Origin of the sequence: Pseudomonas sp. JDS08PS003 (genome assembly GCF_045013505.1) — a bacterium.
GTDB classification, from domain to species: domain Bacteria; phylum Pseudomonadota; class Gammaproteobacteria; order Pseudomonadales; family Pseudomonadaceae; genus Aquipseudomonas; species Aquipseudomonas protegens_B.
The window spans coordinates 5,359,062-5,378,054 of sequence record NZ_CP120724.1 but is presented as its reverse complement, the minus strand read 5'-3'; the positions used below and the strand labels follow the sequence as shown (position 1 = coordinate 5,378,054).

The window sequence follows — 18,993 nt, the reverse complement described above, 5'->3', positions numbered from 1 at the left end:
GCGGCTTTATTCGATTGCCCTTTAGGCGCATGAACAAGGAAATAGCATGAAACAGCATCGGTTGGCGGCGGCGGTGGCCCTGGTTAGCCTGGTACTTGCGGGTTGTGATTCGCAGACCAGCGTAGAGCTGAAAACCCCGGCGCAAAAAGCTTCCTACGGTATCGGCCTGAACATGGGCAAGAGTCTCGCCCAGGAAGGCATGGATGATCTGGATTCCAAAGCGGTAGCCCAGGGCATTGAAGATGCCGTCGGCAAGAAAGAACAGAAGCTGAAGGATGACGAACTGGTTGAAGCCTTCGCCGCGCTGCAAAAGCGTGCTGAAGAGCGCATGGCCAAGATGAGCGAAGAGTCGGCTGCTGCCGGCAAGAAATTCCTCGAGGAAAACGGCAAGAAAACCGGCGTGACTACCACCGCTTCCGGCCTGCAGTACGAAGTGCTGAAGAAGGCTGACGGTCCTCAGCCCAAGCCGACTGACGTGGTCACTGTTCACTACACCGGTACTTTGACCAACGGCACTGTATTCGACAGCTCGGTAGAGCGTGGCAGCCCGATCGATCTGCCGGTCAGCGGCGTTATCCCAGGCTGGGTTGAAGGCCTGCAATTGATGCACGTGGGTGAGAAGTACAAGCTGTACATCCCTAGCGACCTGGCCTACGGCGCGCAAAGCCCAAGCCCGTCGATCCCGGCCAACTCGGTTCTGGTATTTGAACTGGAGCTGCTGGGTATCAAGGATCCAGCCAAGCAGGACGCCGCCAAGTAACCTGTCTCAGCGCCTGAAGCAACGCCCCGTTCTTACGGGGCGTTGTCGTTTCTGCGGGACGTTGCTGGTAAATAGTCCGAACCGGCGCGATCGTAGGCGGTCAGAACTGGGTATCTGCGGTGGGTAGTCTGTGAGGGCTGCCAAGTCAATGAAATTATGGGTTTTTTTATGTGAGTAAAAAACGCCCGATCTGAGTTAAGCCCTTATGAAACGGGGCTTTCAGCCGTGAAAAATAGCTCTGTTCACAAGGTTATCCACAATTTGTGTGGATAACATTTCAGTGGAGTGATGATGAAAGCACCCTGGAGTTTTGCCCGCTTCCTGCCTTTGGCTGGTCGGTTGCTGAGCCGTGGCCGTTTACCGACGCTGTTGTTCGCCGTGGCCAGCAAGGGGGCTAGCCAAGGTGGTCGCCTGGGCAAGGTCAAGGAGGACCTGCGCCTGCTCCAGGCGTTGTGCCTGGCTTACTGGCGAGGGGAGTATCGCGCCGTCAGCGCCAAGGCTTAGCTATCGGTGGTGGCGGGGTTGATGTATTTCCTCAGCCCGGTGGACGCGATCCCCGATTTCATCCCGGTATTGGGCATGCTTGACGACATCGCCGTGCTGGCGTGGTTGATGAAGACCCTGGACGACGAGCTTGGCGCCTTCCGGGCCTGGCGTAATCGCCAGATGCCGGAAAAGCTGGCTGTGGTCGAGCGCCTGCCGGATACACCGGAACAGCTGCAACTGGAAGGGCCACGGAAAAACTGAGGCGATTCACTCGCTCCCTCAACAATCATGCTCCCCGCGACCGCCGCCGCTGTTAGGATTACACTTCAAGGGAAAAGTCCGACTCGGTAAGAGTCGTTGTCCTACGGGGTAGTAATGGATATTCAGATTATTGAACGCGATGGCGAGCCCGAATATGCGGTTCTGCCGTGGGCTCAGTATCAAGCTTTATTGACAGCCGCAGGTCTCACCGAACAACTACCGTACGCCGCTGCAACCTCTCAGGCGGCGCCACCAGCCCAGAGTCTTCCGGGCCTGGATCAATTACGCAATCTGCGCGAAGGGAAGGGCATCGCCATTGAGGCGCTGGCCCGCAAAGTAGGTATCAGTCCGTCTTACCTGGCCCTCATTGAAAGTGGCGAGCGTCAACCCGACGCTGCGATTCGCCGCAGCCTGGCCTGGGAGTTGACGGTGCCGGGGTGGAGGGAGCAATCGTGAGTGTAAGGATCAGTCGTCAGCACTGGGATGGGCTGTTGGGTGAGCTGGATCAAGCCCGTCGTCAACGCCATCTTTTAACCTACCGGGCATTGCTGGAGCGATTGCAGCTGCCTAGCCCGGCCATGCAAACCCTGACGGCCGCGCTGGAGCATCTGGCGGCCCTGGATGCCCGGGCCGAACAGCCATTGCGCAGCTCATTGGTGATCAGCCAAGGGGCCAGCCGTTTGCCTCGTACCGGATTCTTTGAGTGTGTGGAGCGTTTGGGACGTTTTTCCGGGCCGTCCGATGGCGTGGCCGCTGCTTCATGGCACGCTTCGGAAGTGGTGCGCGTGTTCGAGTACGAATACCCCGAATCAGCGGAGGCTTGAATGTTCTGGCGACTCAAGGCACGACTCAGCTATTGGCTGGCGCGCCGGTTGTTTCATTGGCCGTGGTTTATCCGTGAACCCCGCAGTTGGCGCTGGATGGAGGGGCAATTCGCGCGCATGGCCAATCTGGGGGATGTCGACGCGCAAAGTTTCTACGGACACATCCTGACCTTTCGTGGACAGGGGCTTGGGGCGCGGGAGGAGGGCATTCGTCTGCTGCGCCTGGCGGCGTTGGCCGGTGACGGTAAGGCCGCCTATCAACTGGGGGTGATCAGCCTCGCCGGCTCCGCCAGCAAGGCTCCTGATGCTGCCGAGGCGAGCCGTTGGTGGACGCTCTCGGCCAAGGCCGGGCATCCCCTGGCGGAGCTCAAGCTGACGCAGCTGAATCAGTCTTCGCATCCTGATCCCGCATCGGTTCCTTGAGCGCCTCGCTTCCCATGCGGGCTGCAGCTTCCAGGCTGTCGATCACGTGGATGCTGTAACCCTGAACATTCTTGGCATGATGCTTGGCCTGGGACGCCAGCTCTGCCAATTGGCTGGAGTCCAGTTGTCCACAGGCCTGTGGATACAAGTGCACGACGCCGATGGACAGTGACAGCAGGGGGAACTCCTGACGCACTCCTTGACGGTTGGGGGCGACAAAACAGCCAGCCTCCAGGTGTTCGCTGCGGTAGAAGCGCCGGCACTGACTGTGAAAGTCGTCCAGCAGCTGGTTCAGGCGCCTTTGCCAGTCTTCAGGTCCGAGCACCAGCAAGAAATCATCCCCGCCAATATGCCCGACGAAGTCACGACTCGGATCGACCCGATCATTCAGGCATTGGGCCAGGCACAGCAGCACTTCATCGCCACGGCCATAACCGTAGATATCGTTGAAGGGCTTGAAGCTGTCGATGTCCACGTAACAGATCACTGACTCGCGCCCTTGCTGCAGCAGGCGGGTCAGGCATTGCTGGATGGGCACATTGCCCGGTAACAGGGTCAGGGGATTGGCATAGCGCGCCTGCTGGATTTTCAATTCGGTGATCAGTTTGAGCACATCGATTACCCGTCCCAGCCCCAGGTAGTGCCCGTTCAGGGTGATGATGAAGTCCTCCTCGATGCGTTGCCGAGCGCGACTGGTGATCAGGCGGCTCACCTGTTGCAGGGACTGGCTGAGTTCGACGGCGAGGAAGTCGTCATTCATCAGGCGGCTGATGGGTTTGCGGGCAAAAAGATCGGTGGCGAATGGCTTGAGCAGGGCATCCGAAAGCGAATGCCGGTGGACGATCCCGCAGGGTTGGCCCTGTTCGTCGAGGACCGCCAGAGAGTTGAGGTTGGCTTGCCGGCGAAAGGCTTCCAGCACGTTGGCTGTCGGGGTGTTGCGGGCCACGGCGGGCTGTTCGTTGAGCAGCGCGCTGAGGTCACTGCCTTCATCGTTGAGTGCCACGCTGGTGTGGTCATGCTTGGGCATCATCGCCCGGGCATCCCGGGGCGGTTGTTCCTGCGGTCGGCACAGCAAGTAGCCCTGGACCAGATCGACACCCATTTCACTGAGCACCGCCAGCTCCTCGTGCATCTCAATCCCTTCGGCGATCACCTGGGCGCGGGATGCCTTGGCAATCTGCAGGATCGAGCCGACGAATTCGCGTTTTAGCGCGTCCTGATGGATGCCATCGATAAAGTGCCGGTCGATCTTTACATAGTCTGGCCGCAGCTCGGACCACAGGCGCAGGCTGGAGTAACCGGCGCCGAGGTCATCCAGGGCGATGGAAAATCCCATGTCCCGGTAGTGATGCAGGGCATTGTGCAATAGCTGAAAGTCGTCGATGGGGGTCTGTTCGGTGAGTTCGATCACCACCTGGCTCGGAGGAATGCCAAAGTCTTGCAGCAGTTGCAGGGTACGGCCGGGTTGGTGGGCCGCCTCCAGCAGAGACTCCGGAGATACGTTAAGGAACAGCTTGCCGGGTAACTGCTGCTCGCTGAAGCGTTTGCAGGCGCTGTGGCGGCAAGCGATCTCCAGTTCGCTCAGGCGCCCGGCCTGGCGGGCCACGGCAAACAAGGCGACCGGTGAGTGCAGGGGGCTGTTGGAGGGGCCGCGGCTCAAGGCTTCGTATCCGAGGATGCGTCGCTGCGAGAGAGAAATGATCGGTTGGAACAGGCTGTGCAAACCGCTTTGAGCCAGGATTGAACTCAATGCACTCAGCTGTTCGGTCGTGGTCATGGCGATCTCTATCGATAAAAAAAGGACCGGGCACCGCTCCTGATTCAAGAGCGGCGCCCGGTCCTTCATTTCACGACAGAATGATGACTGTTTAATGACGATCCGAGGAGCGATCGAATTAAATTGCCATCATCTTCAGTGCTTGGCCACCGAGGTGTTGAGCTTCAGATAGTCCAGCAGAATGCGCCCGGTCTCACTCAGGTAGGCATCGTCTTCCGGCTTGGTTTTGTCCGGCTCGGCAGCAGCCAGTGCATCCTCGTCTTCTTTTTTCAGCTCTTTGAGCGGCTCTTCACCCTTGGCTTTGCGACGAGCATTTTCCAGAGCCAGTTGCTTGGCTTCGATGTCGGCATGCTGTGCCCGACGATCCGCTTCGTTGAGGCTGACGGTTTTTTCCGCCATCAGCTTCTGTGCCAGGGCCAGCTTGTCGCGGATGAACACAAACTCCGGATCCTTCGCCGAACGATTTTCATGTTCGGCCTTGAGCTGGGCCAGGAACGGCTTGAACGGATCCACTGCCGGTTTGATGGCCGGGCGAATGGTGTCCCATGGCATGGCTTCAGGCAGTGCGCTCTCGCCGATTTCCTTGGTGTCGATGATCGACGGGTAACCGATATCCGGAAGAACGCCCTGATGCTGGGTGCTCTGGCCGGAAACCCGATAGAACTTGGCCAGGGTCAGTTTCAGCTCGCCATGGTTCAGTGGCTGAATGGTTTGCACTGTACCTTTACCGAAGGTCTGGCCACCGATGATCAGCGCCCGGTGGTAGTCCTGCATGGCGCCGGCGAAGATCTCCGAGGCCGAGGCCGAGAGACGGTTGACCAGCAGTGCCATCGGGCCTTTGTAGAAGGCGCCGGGGTTTTCGTCTTCGAGCACATCCACACGGCCATCGGCGTTGCGTACCAGCACGGTCGGGCCCTTGTCGATGAACAGGCTGGTCAGTTCGGTGGCTTCCTGAAGAGAGCCGCCGCCGTTGTTGCGCAGGTCGATGACTACACCGTCAACCTTGTCTTTCTGCAACTCGGTCAGCAGTTTCTTCACGTCACGGGTGGTGCTCTTGTAGTCCGGATCGCCAGCACGGAAGGCCTTGAAGTCCAGGTAGAAGGCCGGGATCTCGATCACCCCGAGCTTGTAGTCCTTCCCATCCTGCTTGAGGTTGAGGATCGACTTCTTCACCGCCTGGTCTTCGAGCTTCACCGCTTCGCGGGTGATAGGCACGATCTTGCTGGTCTGGTCGTTTGGCGCATTGCTGGCCGGAATCACTTCCAGGCGTACCAGGGTGCCTTTCGGGCCACGGATCAGTTTGACCACTTCGTCCAGGCGCCAGCCCACTACGTCGACCATTTCCTTGTCGCCCTGGGCGACACCGATGATCTTGTCTGCGGGAGCTACCTGCTTGGTTTTGTCCGCCGGGCCTGCTGGCACCAGGCGCACGACCTTGACCTGGTCGTTGTCGCTCTGCAGCACGGCGCCGATGCCTTCCAGCGACAGGCTCATGTTGATGTCGAAGTTTTCCGCGTTATCCGGCGAAAGATAGTTGGTATGCGGGTCGTAAGACATGGCGAAGGTATTGATGTAGGCCTGGAAGATGTCTTCGGCCCGGGTCTGGTCCAGGCGCGCCAGCTGATTCTTGTAACGCTTGGTCAGCGTCTCCTGAATCTGCTTGGGCTCCTTGCCAGCGATTTTCATCCGCAGCACTTCGTCCTTGACGCGTTTGCGCCACAGGTCGTCGAGCTCTGCGGTGGTCTTGAGCCAAGGGGCGTCCTTGCGGTCGATCAGCAAGGTTTCCTTGGCGTTGAAGTCAATTTTGTCGACGCCTTTGTTGAGTTCCGCCAAGGCGAAGTCCAGACGCGCTTTGACCCGGTCCAGATAACGCTTGTAGATGGTGAAACCGGCATTCAGGTCGCCGCTCTTGAGGAAGTCGTCAAACTGGGTTTTCCATTTGTCGAACTCCGCGATATCGCTGGCCATGAAGTAGCTGCGCGATGGGTCCAGCAGCTTCAGGTAGCTGTCGTAGATGATCACTGAGCGCGCATCATCCAGCGGCGGTTTGCTGTAATGGTGGCGTTTGAGCAGTTCTACAACATTGAGGCTGGCAATTACCTCATCGCGATCGGGCTGAAGTTGATCCCAGCTATTGGCTGCGAACGTATTGGTCGACATCGGCAGAAGGCCGAAACCAATGAATAGGGCGAGGGCGGTGCTGGGGAACAAATGCTTCATGCTGATTCGACGCGGGGGCAATTGATAACGCATATTAGGCCGTCTTTGAAGTCGCCGGTTCCATAAGGACCGGTCGCATAATGCAAAAAGCCCGGTGCTACCGCTCCGGGCTCAGTCCAGACTCACTATGGAGGCACTGTGAAAGCATTGCAAGGCGTTGAAGGTCATGTGGAGTGGGTTGAAGAGCCAAGTCCTGCCTGTGATGTAGGGCAAGTTCGCATTCGGGTGGCGGCTGCGGGGCTCAATCGGGCCGACCTGTTGCAGCGTGCAGGTCTCTATCCGCCCCCTCCGGGAGCCAGCCCGATCCTGGGCCTGGAGTGCTCCGGGATTATCAGCGAAGTGGGGCCGGGTTCTTCCTGGCAGATCGGTGATCGGGTGTGTGCGCTGCTGGCCGGTGGCGGCATGGCCGAGGAAGTGGTGGTTGATGCACGCCATGTACTGCCGGTGCCCGAGGGGCTGTCCCTGGCCGAGGCCGCGGCGTTGCCCGAGGTCTACAGCACGGCCTGGCTCAATCTGTTCCAACTGGCGGCGCTCAAGCCTGGCGAGAAGGTGCTGTTGCACGCGGGGGCCAGCGGCGTCGGTTCGGCCGCCATCCAGCTGTGCAAGGCATTCGGCAATCCGTGCTGGGTCAGCGTTGGTTCCGCGGATCGCCTGGCCTACTGCGAGAGCTTGGGCGCCCAAGGCGGTGTGGTGCGTACCGATGGCCTTGAGGCGCTGCGGGATTTTGCGCCTTTCGATGTGATTCTCGACCCGGTGGGTGCCAATTATGCAGCCAACAATCTCAAACTGCTGGCCCTGGATGGACGCTGGGTATTGATCGGCCTGATGGGGGGGCGTGAAGCGCAACTGGACCTGGCTCAAGTGCTGGCCAAGCGTATCCAGTTACTGGGTTCGACCCTGCGCAGCCGCAATGAACAGTTCAAGGCCGACCTGTTGAGCGACCTTGGGCAGAATGTCTGGCCGCTGTTCAGCGAAGGGCGTCTGAGCCCGCAATTGGCCAAGACCTTCCCGATTCAGGATGCGGAAGCGGCTTTTGCCGAGCTGGCGACCAATCAGGTCTCGGGCAAGCTGGTGCTGGTGATCGACTCCAGCCTGAGGTGATTGCTGTGGTAGGGGCCGGCTTGCTGGCGAACCTTGCTCCAGGCTTTTGGGGCTGTTCGCTGGCAAGCCAGCTCCTACACAAGCTGGCAGCCAACGAATTTCGGGAGGGGGATTATTTCCAGTGATGGATCGGCCAGCCGGCCTTTTGTGCGTGCTCGCGTAGTACCGGGTCGGGGTTCACTACCTGGGGATGGTCGACCCGCAGCAGCAGCGGCAGGTCATTGCGCGAATCGGAGTAGAACGTTGCGCCTTCCAGGTTTTCTTCTTCGGCGTCCAGCCATTCCAGCAAGCGGGTGATCTTGCCTTCGCGGTAGGTCAGGGTGCCAAGGGTGTGACCGCTGTACACGCCGTGCAGCACTTCCAGCTCAATCCCCAGCACTTCGTCGATGCCCAGGCGAGCGGCAATCGGCTTCACCAGATGGGTGCCCGAGGCGGAAATCACCAGAATCCGGTCGCCGGCCTTGCGGTGGGCCGCAATGGTGGTGCACGCCTCACTGAAAATGATCGGCTCGATCACCTCTTCCACCCAAGGCTCCACCAGGTGCGCTACCTCTTCCGGGGTGCGTCCCGCCATGGGTTCCAGGCTGAAGCTCATGAACTCCTCCATGGCCAACTTGCCATGACTGTAGGCGTCCATCAGTTCGTTGTTGCGACGCATGAACGACTCGCTGTCGACCCAGCCAAGGCGGCCCATCTGTGCGCTCCAGAGGGTGGCGCAGTCGCCGTGAATCAGGGTTTCGTCCAGATCAAAAATTGCCAAGGCCATCAGTGCAGCTCTCTCTTCAGGATCAATTGCGTGAAAGCCGTCAGGCTACCTCACACAGGGCGGCAGGATCGATGGTCAGTGCCAGACGTTGGCCGTCAGCGTGCAGGTCATCGGCCGAACGGTTGAGAACATCCACCACCAGCTCCACGCCGCGAGCCTCGACCCGGTAGCGAATCACATTGCCCAGCAGGCTGTGGCTGCGAACCAGTGCATCGAGCTGGCCCTCCCTGCCAAGTTCGATGGCTTCCGGGCGAATGGCGATACGCCCGCTGACCGGGCGCTGCAGCAGCTTGCTGGCACTTTCGGCGTCCAGCAGGTTGTAGTTGCCAATAAAACCTGCTGCGAATACATCCACGGGCGCTGTGTAGAGCGTCTCGGCATCGCCGCTCTGGACAATCCTGCCCTGGTTCATCAGGAAGATCCGATCGGACATGGTCAGGGCCTCCTCTTGATCATGGGTGACAAAAATCGTGGTCAGCCCCAGTTCCCGCTGGATGTTGCGGATCTGTTCACGCAGGTGCTTGCGAATACGCGCATCCAGGGCTGACAGCGGTTCGTCCAGCAACAGCAAGCGCGGCCGGGTCACCAGTGAGCGGGCCAGGGCCACCCGCTGGCACTGGCCACCGGACAGTTGATGTGGATAACGATTGGCGAAGTCGTTGAGCTCCACCAGTTGCAAGGCTTCAAGGACCCGCTTGCGACTGTCATCGGCGTTGACCTTCTGCATGCGCAGGCCGAAGGCGACGTTCTGTTCCACGGTCATGTTGGGGAACAGCGCGTAGCTCTGAAACACCATGCCGATCCCGCGTTTCTGCGGGCTCAAGGGCACTATGTCCTGGCCATCGAGAAAGATCTTGCCGCCGTCCACCGGGGTCAGCCCGGCGATGCAGCGCAGCAGGGTGGACTTGCCGCAGCCGGACGGGCCCAGCAGGGTGACGAACTCACCTTTCTGGATCTCGCAATTGATATCGCTGAACACCGTGGTGCCTGCGTAGTTCTTTTGCAGGTGTTGGACGCTGACGAAGCTCATTGGCTTTTGTCCTTGTTCAAGATGTTGGCGGCCCAGGTCAGAACCAGCACAAAGAAGAAGTAGGAGATCACCAGGGCGCTGGTGAAGTGGCCGCTGCTGTTGCGCATGTTGTTCAGGTAGACCTGCAGGGTTTCATAGCGGGTGCCCACCAGGATGTTGGCAAACACGAATTCGCCGAACAGGAAGGAGAAGGACAGCAGCAGCGCCACCATCAGACCTTTGCGCAGGTTTGGCAGCACCACCAGAAAGGCCGCCTGCCAGGTACTGGCGCCCAGCAGTTGGGCGGCGTCCATCAGGTCCCGCAGGTTGATCGCTTGCAGGTTGTTGGTGATGGCCCGGTACATGAATGGCAGGGCGACAGTGAAATAACAGCCGATGAGAATCCAAGGCGTGCCAACCATGGCGAAGGGGCCTGAGCCATAGAGTTGCAGCAGGCCCACTGAAGACACCACGGGCGGCACCGCGAAGGGCAGCAGGATCAGGATGTTCATCAGCGCGTCGAGCTTGGGAAAGTGGTAGTGCACCACAAACAGCAGCGGCAGGATCAGCACCACTGAAAGCACCAGCGCCCCAACGCAAACCAGCAGCGACTGGCCGAAGGCATTGAGGAAGCGCGGGTCGCTCCACAGTTGCAGGTACCACTTGAAGGTCAAGCCGCTGGGCAGGATGGTGGCTGACCAACTGCTGGCGATGGAGTAGACAAAGGTCCCCAGCAGTGGCAGCAACAGGATGGCGAACAGCAGGTAGACCACCACCCGGTGGTACAGAGCGGCGGAGCCGGGTTCAGCGCGAGACATGGTAGCTCCTCTTCAACAGCAACTGATGGACGATGGTTACCAGGGTCATCAGGGCCACCAGCACCACCGCCAGGGCGCTGGCCATGTTCGGGTCCAGGGAGATATCCCCGGAAACCATGGCGGCAATGCGGATCGGCAGCACGTTGAAGTTGCCGGTGGTCAGGGCGTAGACCGTGGCATAGGCGCCCAGGGCGTTGGCCAGCAGGATCACGAAGGTGCCCAGCAATGCCGGGGTCAGCACGGGCAGACCGATGTGGCGCCAGAACTGCCAGCCGTTGGCCCCCAGCAGCGCGGCGGATTCACGCCAGTCTTCGCGCAGGGCGTCGAAGGCCGGGTACAGCAGCAGCACACCCAGGGGAATCTGAAAGTAGGTGTAGAGAATGATCAGCCCGGTCTTGGAGTACAGGTTGAAGTCCTGAATGATCCCCGACTGCTTGAGCATGATGGTGATGGTGCCGTTGAACCCCAGGAGGATGATGAAGGCAAAGGCCAGGGGCACACCGGCGAAGTTGCTGGTCATGTTGGCGAAGGCGTTGACGAAGTTGCGCAGTCTGGAGTCGACCCGGCGCAGCGAGTAGCTGCCCAGTACCGCGATGATGATGCCGAACACGCTGGACCAGAAACTGATCTCCAGGCTGTACTGGATCGCCTGCAGGTAGAACTTCGAGCTGAAGATCTTGCTGAAGTTGGCCAGGCCCCAGCCGAACTCTTCCGACTGCAGGCTGTTGATCAGTACCCACACCAGCGGGGCGATCTGGAACACGATGAAAAACAGGGCAAAGGGCACTAGACAGAGGGCCGCCAGCCATTTGCCACGGGTGACTGAATTCACTGCAACAGCTCCCGGCAGAAGGGTTTGTCATGGGGCACGCCGAGCAACTGGCAGATCGTGCCGCACAGTTCGGTCTGTTTCGGCGTGGCGTTGGCATCGAGACTGAAGGCATTGCCGAGAACGAACAGCGGGACTTCCCGCTCCTCGGCCAGCAGGCCGTTGTGGGAGCGGTCGTTGTTCATGCCGTGGTCGGCAGTCACCAAAACCTGGTAGCCGGCATCGAGCCAGCCTTGCAGGTAGTCGGCGAGAATGATGTCAGCCGAACGCGCGCTGTTGCGGTACTGGGTGCTGTCGAGGCCGTGCTTGTGCCCGGCGTCGTCGATGTTCATCGGGTGTACCAGGAGAAAGTCCGGTTGGTACCGCAGGCGCAGGCTCTCCGCATCGGCGAACAGGTGGGCGTCGGGGTAGTGATCGCTCCAGTAGAAGTGGCCGTACTGGATCGGCAGATCGGGGTTGGCGGTGTGCCGGTCCTGTGGTGCATTGAACGGGCTGCGGTTGTACAGCTCGCTGACCCAGTGATAGGCCGCGGCGGCAGTGGAGCGGCCGGCATCGCGAGCATAGTGGAAAATGCTGCGCTGGTTGGACAGGCGCGAGACCTGGTTGTGTACGATACCGCTGTCGATCGGCGTGACACCGGTGAGGATACATTCGTACAGGGGGCGGGACAGGGCCGGTAATTCGCATTGCAGCTTGTACAGGGCGGCGCGGCCTGCGCCGACGTAGGCTTGCAGGTGGCCCATGGCGTGTCGGGCAACTTCGTGGTTGAGGCCGTCGAGCACCACAAGGATGACGTTGTGCTTCATGAGCGGGAGAACTCCGGGATCAGGCAACGCATGGAACCTGTAGGAGTGGCCGGGCGGCGTTGCGCTTGCCGGCGAAGGTATCTGCACGCTCGTACAGGCCTTCGCCGGCAAGCCGGCTCCTACGACTGATGCAGCATTACGGCATGTTGATGATCACTTCTTCCTGCCACTTCTGCGGCAGGGACTTGGAGGTTTTCTCCCAGGCGTCGGCGTCCTTGATCGGGGTCACGTGCTTGTACTGTTCGTTGGGCAGCAGGTTGGCCTGGACGTCCGCCGGCAGGGTCAGGTGCTCGGCACGGATCGGGCGCGCATTGCCGCGTGCCAGGTTGGTCTGACCGGCATCGCTGAAGATGTACTCGCGAGCCAGTTTGGCGGCATTGGGATGCTTGGCGTATTTGTTGATGATGGTGGTGTAGCCGGAGATGACCGAGCCATCGGATGGGATCAGCACTTCGTAGTCATCCTTGTTGACCATCTTGTTGCGGTAGCTGAGGCCGTTGAAGTCCCAGACCACGCCCACTTCCACCTCACCTTTCTCCATGGTGGCGATGGTCGGGTTGGCCAGGGACAGGCGGCCTTGCTTGGCAATTTCGGCGAACATCAGCAGCGCTGGCTGGATGTTCTTCTCGTCACCGCCCTTGGCAATGGCGGCAGCCAGCACGCCGTTGGCGGCTTGTGCGGCGGTGCTCACGTCACCTATGGAAACCTTGTACTTGCCTTTTTCCAGGTCGGCCCAGCTCTTCGGTGCATCAGAGCCGTGCAGCAGCTTTTTATTGACGATGAAGGCGATGGTACCGGTGTAGGCCAGCGCCCAGTTGCCGTCCTTGTCCTTGGCCCAATCCGGGACCTGAGCCCAGGTGCTCGGCTTGTAAGGTTGGGCTACGCCCTGTTTGACTGCGATCGGGCCGAAGGCGGCGCCAACGTCGCCGATGTCGGCGCTGGCGTTGTCTTTCTCCGCGGCGAACTTGGCGATTTCCTGGGCCGAACTCATGTCGGTGTCGATGTGCTTGAGGCCGTAGTTTTTCGCCAGGTCCTCCCAGGTGCCTTTCCAGTTGGCCCAGTCGTCGGGCATGCCGACGCTGTTCACGGCACCTTCCGCTTTGGCAGCGGCTTCAAGGGTTTTCAGGTCGTTATCAGCGGCCATGGCGGCGGTGCACAGGGCAATGGTCGAGCCTAACAGTGATGCCAGGAAAAGCTGTTTCATCCGAAGCTCCTTTGGGTGTGTTCAACGCTGCGTTGTTATCGACAGTCTTGCGATGGGTTGGTCTAGGTCAGCAATACCTGAGCCAATTTAGGCGTGTTGGATGACACTTTGATGTCGGTGCCTGCGGTCGGCACCTGGATTCGTGTGCAGGTCCGGGGCTGCGAAATAAGCGTAGACCATGCCAAAACACCCGTTCTGCAAGGTTCTGGCGGGTAATTTGCAAGTTTGTCAGAGACCTGCTCAGTGGCTTTGTCATCTATCAGTCATATGCATTGCCTAGGCTTTCGACACGGATGCAGAGCACTGCCCCGGCCCCTGCGCTGCCCTGAAACAGTGCTGGTCTAGTCCAGATAGGTAACGTTGATGCGTATTGATGCAACCAAAGCGGTGACAGCCATCGGCCAGGTCCTGCAGGAGCAGATCGCCCATGGCCTGTTGGCACCCGGGAGCAAGCTGCCGGCCGAGCGCAAGCTCAGCGAGTTGTTCGCCACTACCCGCATCACTGTGCGCGAGGCCTTGCTGCAACTGGAGGCCCAGGGGCAGATCTACCGTGAGGAGCGCCGTGGCTGGTTTGTTTCGCCGCCGCGCCTGGCCTACAACCTGATGCAGCGTAGTCATTTCCACGCCATGGTCAGTGCCCAGGGACGAGTGCCTTCCACTGAGGTGATCTCGGCGCGCCTGCAACCGGCTTCGGCGGCAGTCTGCGCCTGGCTGCAATTACCGGCGCTGTCCAGCGTGATCCAGATCTGCCGGGCGCGGCGCATCGATGAGCGCCTGGTGCTGTATGTCGAGCACTACCTGAACCCCAAGTACTTTCCGAAGATTCTTGAGCTGGACCTGAACCAGTCGATCACCGAGCTCTATGCCCGGCATTACGACCTGCATTATGGACGGGTGCGCTTCGAGATCGTGCCCACGTCATTGCAGCCGGAAGCGGCGGCGGCCTTGAAGGTCTCGGTGGGCAGCCCCGGGCTGCGCATCGCCCGGGTCAACTATGACCAGCATGAGCGGCTGATCGATTGCGATCTGGAGTTCTGGCGGCATGACGCGATTCATGTTGGCGTTGACGTTCTTTAGACGCCAGTGCCGTTCGCCGGCAAGCCGGCTCCTACACAAATCATTGTGTTTCCGGCGTGCCTCCGGGGGTAATCACCTGGATGCTCATGCGCGGGGTGGCCAGGTCCAGTCCGGCTTCGTCCAGGTGACGCTTGAGGGACAGGTTGAACGCCCGTGACACTTCCCATTGCTTGATCGGAGCCGTCTTGAAGCGGGCTCGGAGAATGGCGCTGCCGGACTCGAAACTCTCTACTCCCTGGATCTCCAGCGGCGACCAGATGTTGCGTCGTTGCAAGGGATCGGTACGCATCTTCTGGCCAACATCGCGCATCAGCTTGATCGCGTCGTCGATCTCCATGTTGTAGGGAATCGCCACGCGAAAGATCGCGTAGCCGAACTCTCGGGAGTAGTTCTTGATGCTCTTGATTTCGCTGAACGGGATGGTGTGCACGATGCCGTCGATGTCCCGCAGGCGCACGGTGCGTATGGTCAGGCCCTCGACGGTGCCCAGATGACCGCCGACATCCACGTAGTCATCGATGGCCAGGGAGTCCTCGATGATGATGAACAGACCGGTAATCAAGTCTGCCACCAGGGACTGGGCGCCAAAGCCGATGGCCAGACCGATGACACCGGCACCGGCCAGCAGCGGCGTGACGTTCATGCCCATGTTGGCCAGGGCGACGATGGTGGCGATGATGAAAATCGTCACGAACAGCACGTTGCGGATCAGCGGCATCATGGTCTGTGCGCGGGCGTTGGCCAGGCCCTTGCGCGAGCGGGTCAGTGCGTGATGCACCGCGGTGTCGCTGAGAATCCAGATCAGCCAGGCAAAGATCAGGGTGCCGCCGAGGCTGAACAGCTTGACGCTGACTTCATGGCCGTCGCCTTCGGTGAAGCGGATCAGCGACATGCCCCAGACCCGCAGGCCCAGCTCGATGAATGCCAGCCAAACCGCCAGGTGGGCCAGGGTATAGAAGAAGCTTTTCAGCCGTTCGGAATACAGCGCATGGCGTTTGTGCCCACGCTGGGGCTTGAGGGCGTGGCGCCGAACCAGGCCGTTGATCACCATGCACAGCACCAGCAGCACCGTGCACAACAGTGACTGGCGAAGGGCCGTGCTGGTGTCGCCGGCGGAAACGAAGGTGGCGAACAGCGAAATGCCCACCAGCACCAGCGCGGGGAGATACCAGAAGGTGCCGATGATTTCGATGGTGTCGCTCAAGGCGCGGCGTGTCAGGCGTCGGGATAGCGGCTGATTGCGGATCAGGTGCGCGATCGGCCGGCGGAAGCGCAGGATGAACACCCCGGTGGACAGCGCCGCCATGACATTGGCGAAAGTCGCTGCTGTGTGGGCCAGGTGCTGGCCAAGGCTGGCCACCATCCGTGGGTCGCTCAGGGCCTCGCCGAACGCGGCGAAGCTGCCGATCCACCACAGCGGCCGGAACGCCTGGCGGCGCAGGATATACAGGGCACGATGACGGTGCGGACCATCGAGCACGGAAAACGCCACCACGCAGATCGCCGAAAAACAGGTGCCCACCACCAGGGCGTAGGCGAGAACCATGGCCAGGTCCTTGCCCAATGACGAGGGCAGGGAGTAGGTCATGTAGACGGTGATCAGCAGAGCGATCAGCCAGGGGCCGAGCTTGCGCAGGGCGAAACGCAGCAAGTCCCAGGTCTTGGGGTGCTGGGGCAGTTCGTCGGTGAGACCGAAACGCAGGCGTACCCGATGGCTGAGCCAGATCAGCGCGGCGGCCAGCAGGCTCCAGACCATGAGGATCAGGGCAAAGGCAAAGATGATCGGCAACCATTGGCTGGCTGGCAGCATCAGTGCCGACAGTTCTTCCTGGGCTTGATCGAACTCGTCGGTCCAGCGGGTCAAGGGGCTATCAGCGCCGGAGAACTGTTTCTCCAGGCTCGACAGGGTGCCGCCAATCAGGCCGAGCACGCCTTCTTCAGTGGCGGGCTGGGCTTTTTTCGTGGCATCCCGGAGCTTTTTCAGATCAGCCAGCAGCTTGGCTCGTTGCTGGTCGTTCTCCAGGGACTTGATCACCTCGTCCAAAGACTGCCCCAGCGGCTCTTCTGCTTGTGGTTGCGGTTTGCTCTGGTTGCCCAGCAGGCCCGGCAGGCCAACCGCCTGCGCACTGCTCAGGGGCAGGAAGGTCAGCAGGCAGACAAGCACATAGCAGGGCAGGGCGAAAAGACGAGCGAACACTGGGCGGTCAACCTCGGAGAAAGTCGGATCGACCGAGTGTACGAGGCCGCCAAATTCAATGCGAGGGCGAGCGCTGCATTTATTCCGCCAGTTTGGCGAGGATTTTGTAAACCACGGTGCCGAGAATCAGCAGCATGCCGATCCACATGCTGAACACGCCGAGGTTCTTGTCCCGGAAGTTGAAGCCGATGGCCAGGAGAATCATGCCCGTGAGAATCGGGATGAGCATGGAGTGGAACGAAGACATCGAGATCATGGCGACGGCCTTGTCAGGAAGAGTACTCATAAGTCTAGGTCGCTTTGTCGCGACCCGGGTTGATGTGTATCAGAAACCGGCGGGGCCCCCTGAGGGGCCCCGCGGTTACAACTCAGGGCAGTTCGTGGCTGGCGTAGAAGGCGCTCAGGACCTTTACCAGGTGGGCCAGATCGTGGCTGCCACAGAGTTCACGGATGGAGTGCATGGCGAAGGTAGGCAGGCCGATGTCCACGGTGCGCACTCCCAGGTGGCTGGCGGTGATCGGGCCGATGGTCGAACCGCAACCCATGTCGCTGCGCACCACGAAACTCTGCACCGGGACTTCCTCGGCCATGCACAGATGGCGGAAGAAACCGGCAGTTTCGCTGTTGGTGGCGTAGCGTTGGTTGCTGTTGACCTTGATCACCGGGCCGGCATTGAGTTTCGGGCCGTGATTGGCGTCGTGCTTGTCGGCGTAGTTGGGGTGTACGCCGTGGGCATTGTCTGCGGAAATCAGCAGCGACTTCTGGATGGTGCGGACGAACTCGTCGCCTTCGGGCAGCAGGCGGCGCAGGGTCTGTTCGAGCATCGGACCATCAGCGCCGCAAGCCGAGCAGGAGCCGACTTCTTCATGGTCGTTGCACACCAGTACGCAGGTTTCCTCGCTGTCGGCCGTCAACAGGGCCTGCAGCCCGGCGTAGCAGGACAGCAGGTTGTCCAGGCGAGCACCGGCAATGAAGTCACCGTGCAGGCCGATCACCGCGGCGCTCTGGGTGTCGTAGAAACTCAGCTCGTAGTCCAGCACCACATCGGCGTTCAGGCCGTGTTCGCGGGCCAGTTGGTCGGTCAGGACCGCGCGGAAATCCACCCGCTCATCGCCGGCGAACTGGGCCAGGATCGGCGGCAGTTCGTTCTGCGCGTTGATCGCCCAGCCCTGATTGGCTTCACGGTTGAGGTGGATGGCCAGGTTGGGAATGATCGCGATCGGCGCCTTGAAGTCGATCAGTTGGCTTTCCACCTTGCCATCGCGGCGGAAGGTCACGCGGCCGGCCAGCGACAGGTCACGGTCGAACCAGGGGGCCAGCAGTGCGCCGCCATAGACTTCCACACCTAGCTGCCAGAAACCCTGGCGCTGCAGTTCAGGCTGGGGCTTGACCCTCAGGCAGGGACTGTCGGTGTGGGCGCCCACCAGGCGGATGCCACCTTGCAGTGGCGAATGCCGGCCCAGCTTGAAGGCGACGATGGAGGAGTCATTGCGGGTGACGTAATAGCGGCCGTTGGCTTCGGTGGTCCACGGCTCGCGCTCGTCTAGGCGCTGGTAACCCGCCGCTTCCAGGCGTTGAACAAGGCTGGCAGTGGCATGGAAAGGGGTAGGGGAGGCCTTGAGGAAGTCGATCAGGCCTTGGTTCAACTCTTCGCGCATAAGTAGCTCCAGACAGCAGTGGCGCGAGTTTAACGTATAGGCGGGCCTTGTAGGAGCCGGCTTGCCGGCGAAGAACAGGCGCCGGGGCGACATCACCGGCAAGCCGGCTCCTACAGTGGGGAGTGTCAGAACGGCGCGGGGCACTCGAAGCGCAGGCGCTCGCCAGTCTGCGGGTGAGTGAAGCTGAGCATGCTGGCGTGCAGACATAGGCGGGGCCAGGCCGCCAGTGCCTGTGGGTGGGCATAAAGGCCGTCACCCAGCAGCGGATGGCCGATGGACAGCATGTGTACCCGCAACTGATGAGAGCGGCCGGTGATGGGGGTCAACTCGACCCGGCACCAGTCGCCGCAGCGCTCCAGCACTCGCCAGAAGGTCAGGGCGTGCTTGCCGAATTCGTGGTCCACCACATGCCGGGGTTTGGTTGGCGGGTCATAACGCAAGGGCAGATCGATGCTGCCGCTGTCCAGTTCCGGCTGGCCCCAGCACAGGGCGGTGTAGGCTTTTTCGGTTTCGCGGTCATGAAACTGTCGCGACAGTTCGCGATGGGTATCAGCGTCCCGGGCCAGGAGAATGATGCCCGAGGTTTCCCAATCCAGCCGGTGGACGATACGGGCTTCGGGGTAGCCGTTTTCCTGCAGGCGAGTGATCAGGCAGTCCTTGTTGTCGTCGGCGCGACCGGGGACTGAAAGCAGCAGGGTGGGTTTGTTCACCACCAGAACCGCGGGGTCCTGATGCAGGATGTGGATATTCGACAACGGCATTAAAACAGCCTCGTAA

General features: G+C 60.6%; 18 protein-coding genes and 1 pseudogene. 7 read left to right on the top strand and 12 right to left on the bottom strand.

The features are described 5' to 3' along the window. Window positions 1–46: 46 nt before the first annotated feature. The 5 genes and pseudogenes from P7C00_RS23695 (at window position 47) to P7C00_RS23675 (ending at window position 2,754) form a co-directional block, all read left to right on the top strand. Entirely contained in the window at window positions 47–760 is a 714-nt protein-coding gene (locus P7C00_RS23695; protein WP_346632261.1) for an FKBP-type peptidyl-prolyl cis-trans isomerase, read from the top strand. Window positions 761–1,051: 291 nt separating this feature from the next. Next, window positions 1,052–1,507: pseudogene (locus P7C00_RS23690) on the top strand (YkvA family protein). A gap of 114 nt (window positions 1,508–1,621) precedes the next feature. Beyond that, the gene (locus P7C00_RS23685) at window positions 1,622–1,963 is read left to right on the top strand and encodes a helix-turn-helix transcriptional regulator (RefSeq protein ID WP_346632259.1); all 342 of its coding nucleotides are present in this window, start codon (window positions 1,622–1,624) and stop codon (window positions 1,961–1,963) included. Beyond that, on the top strand, window positions 1,960–2,331 hold the full coding sequence (locus P7C00_RS23680; protein WP_003179080.1) for a hypothetical protein: 372 nt from the start codon (window positions 1,960–1,962) through the stop codon (window positions 2,329–2,331). Before P7C00_RS23685 ends, P7C00_RS23680 begins: the two co-directional genes overlap by 4 nt. Continuing rightward, entirely contained in the window at window positions 2,332–2,754 is a 423-nt protein-coding gene (locus tag P7C00_RS23675) for a sel1 repeat family protein (RefSeq protein ID WP_346632258.1), read from the top strand. Here the strand turns inward: P7C00_RS23675 and P7C00_RS23670 are convergent. Beyond that, window positions 2,699–4,531 carry a bifunctional diguanylate cyclase/phosphodiesterase gene (locus tag P7C00_RS23670; protein WP_346632257.1) on the bottom strand — a complete coding sequence of 611 codons (1,833 nt, stop codon included), beginning with the start codon at window positions 4,529–4,531 and terminating at the stop codon, window positions 2,699–2,701. The two genes, P7C00_RS23675 and P7C00_RS23670, sit on opposite strands and share 56 nt — an antisense overlap. Window positions 4,532–4,666: 135 nt before the next feature. Beyond that, window positions 4,667–6,751 carry a carboxy terminal-processing peptidase gene (locus P7C00_RS23665; RefSeq protein WP_346632256.1) on the bottom strand — a complete coding sequence of 695 codons (2,085 nt, stop codon included), beginning with the start codon at window positions 6,749–6,751 and terminating at the stop codon, window positions 4,667–4,669. 138 nt (window positions 6,752–6,889) lie between these two features. Between P7C00_RS23665 and P7C00_RS23660 the strand changes: the two genes are divergently transcribed. Beyond that, a complete protein-coding gene (locus P7C00_RS23660) occupies window positions 6,890–7,852 on the top strand; it encodes an NAD(P)H-quinone oxidoreductase (protein WP_346632255.1) in 963 nt (320 codons plus the stop codon). A gap of 112 nt (window positions 7,853–7,964) precedes the next feature. Here the strand turns inward: P7C00_RS23660 and P7C00_RS23655 are convergent, their stop codons facing one another. The 6 genes from P7C00_RS23655 to P7C00_RS23630 all read right to left on the bottom strand — a co-directional run bounded on the left by P7C00_RS23655 (window position 7,965) and on the right by P7C00_RS23630 (window position 13,284). Further along, window positions 7,965–8,618 carry an HAD family phosphatase gene (locus P7C00_RS23655; protein WP_123726964.1) on the bottom strand — a complete coding sequence of 218 codons (654 nt, stop codon included), beginning with the start codon at window positions 8,616–8,618 and terminating at the stop codon, window positions 7,965–7,967. Window positions 8,619–8,658: 40 nt separating this feature from the next. Beyond that, the gene (locus tag P7C00_RS23650) at window positions 8,659–9,648 is read right to left on the bottom strand and encodes an ABC transporter ATP-binding protein (protein WP_346632254.1); all 990 of its coding nucleotides are present in this window, start codon (window positions 9,646–9,648) and stop codon (window positions 8,659–8,661) included. Beyond that, entirely contained in the window at window positions 9,645–10,445 is an 801-nt protein-coding gene (locus P7C00_RS23645; RefSeq protein WP_123726966.1) for an ABC transporter permease, read from the bottom strand. Before P7C00_RS23645 ends, P7C00_RS23650 begins: the two co-directional genes overlap by 4 nt. Continuing rightward, a complete protein-coding gene (locus P7C00_RS23640) occupies window positions 10,432–11,277 on the bottom strand; it encodes an ABC transporter permease subunit (protein WP_346632253.1) in 846 nt (281 codons plus the stop codon). Before P7C00_RS23640 ends, P7C00_RS23645 begins: the two co-directional genes overlap by 14 nt. Next, window positions 11,274–12,080, bottom strand: coding sequence for an alkaline phosphatase family protein (locus P7C00_RS23635; RefSeq protein ID WP_346632252.1), 807 nt, complete (start codon window positions 12,078–12,080; stop codon window positions 11,274–11,276). Before P7C00_RS23635 ends, P7C00_RS23640 begins: the two co-directional genes overlap by 4 nt. A gap of 136 nt (window positions 12,081–12,216) precedes the next feature. After that, the gene (locus P7C00_RS23630) at window positions 12,217–13,284 is read right to left on the bottom strand and encodes an ABC transporter substrate-binding protein (RefSeq protein ID WP_346632251.1); all 1,068 of its coding nucleotides are present in this window, start codon (window positions 13,282–13,284) and stop codon (window positions 12,217–12,219) included. Between the two features lie 363 nt (window positions 13,285–13,647). On the opposite strand from P7C00_RS23630, the gene P7C00_RS23625 reads away from it, so the two are divergent. Next, window positions 13,648–14,361 (top strand): UTRA domain-containing protein, encoded by a 714-nt coding sequence (locus P7C00_RS23625; protein ID WP_346632250.1) that lies wholly within the window; start codon window positions 13,648–13,650, stop codon window positions 14,359–14,361. Between the two features lie 40 nt (window positions 14,362–14,401). On the opposite strand, the gene P7C00_RS23620 is transcribed toward P7C00_RS23625, so the two are convergent. The 4 genes from P7C00_RS23620 to P7C00_RS23605 form a co-directional block, all read right to left on the bottom strand. Beyond that, window positions 14,402–16,558, bottom strand: a complete 2,157-nt coding sequence (locus P7C00_RS23620) for a mechanosensitive ion channel family protein (protein WP_346632249.1) — start codon at window positions 16,556–16,558, stop codon at window positions 14,402–14,404. Window positions 16,559–16,637: 79 nt separating this feature from the next. Then, window positions 16,638–16,844 carry a hypothetical protein gene (locus P7C00_RS23615; protein ID WP_346632574.1) on the bottom strand — a complete coding sequence of 69 codons (207 nt, stop codon included), beginning with the start codon at window positions 16,842–16,844 and terminating at the stop codon, window positions 16,638–16,640. Window positions 16,845–16,926: 82 nt separating this feature from the next. Beyond that, a complete protein-coding gene (locus tag P7C00_RS23610; protein ID WP_077934615.1) occupies window positions 16,927–18,216 on the bottom strand; it encodes a M18 family aminopeptidase in 1,290 nt (429 codons plus the stop codon). Window positions 18,217–18,341: 125 nt separating this feature from the next. Further along, on the bottom strand, window positions 18,342–18,977 hold the full coding sequence (locus tag P7C00_RS23605) for an RluA family pseudouridine synthase (protein ID WP_015636609.1): 636 nt from the start codon (window positions 18,975–18,977) through the stop codon (window positions 18,342–18,344). Window positions 18,978–18,993: the final 16 nt, after the last annotated feature.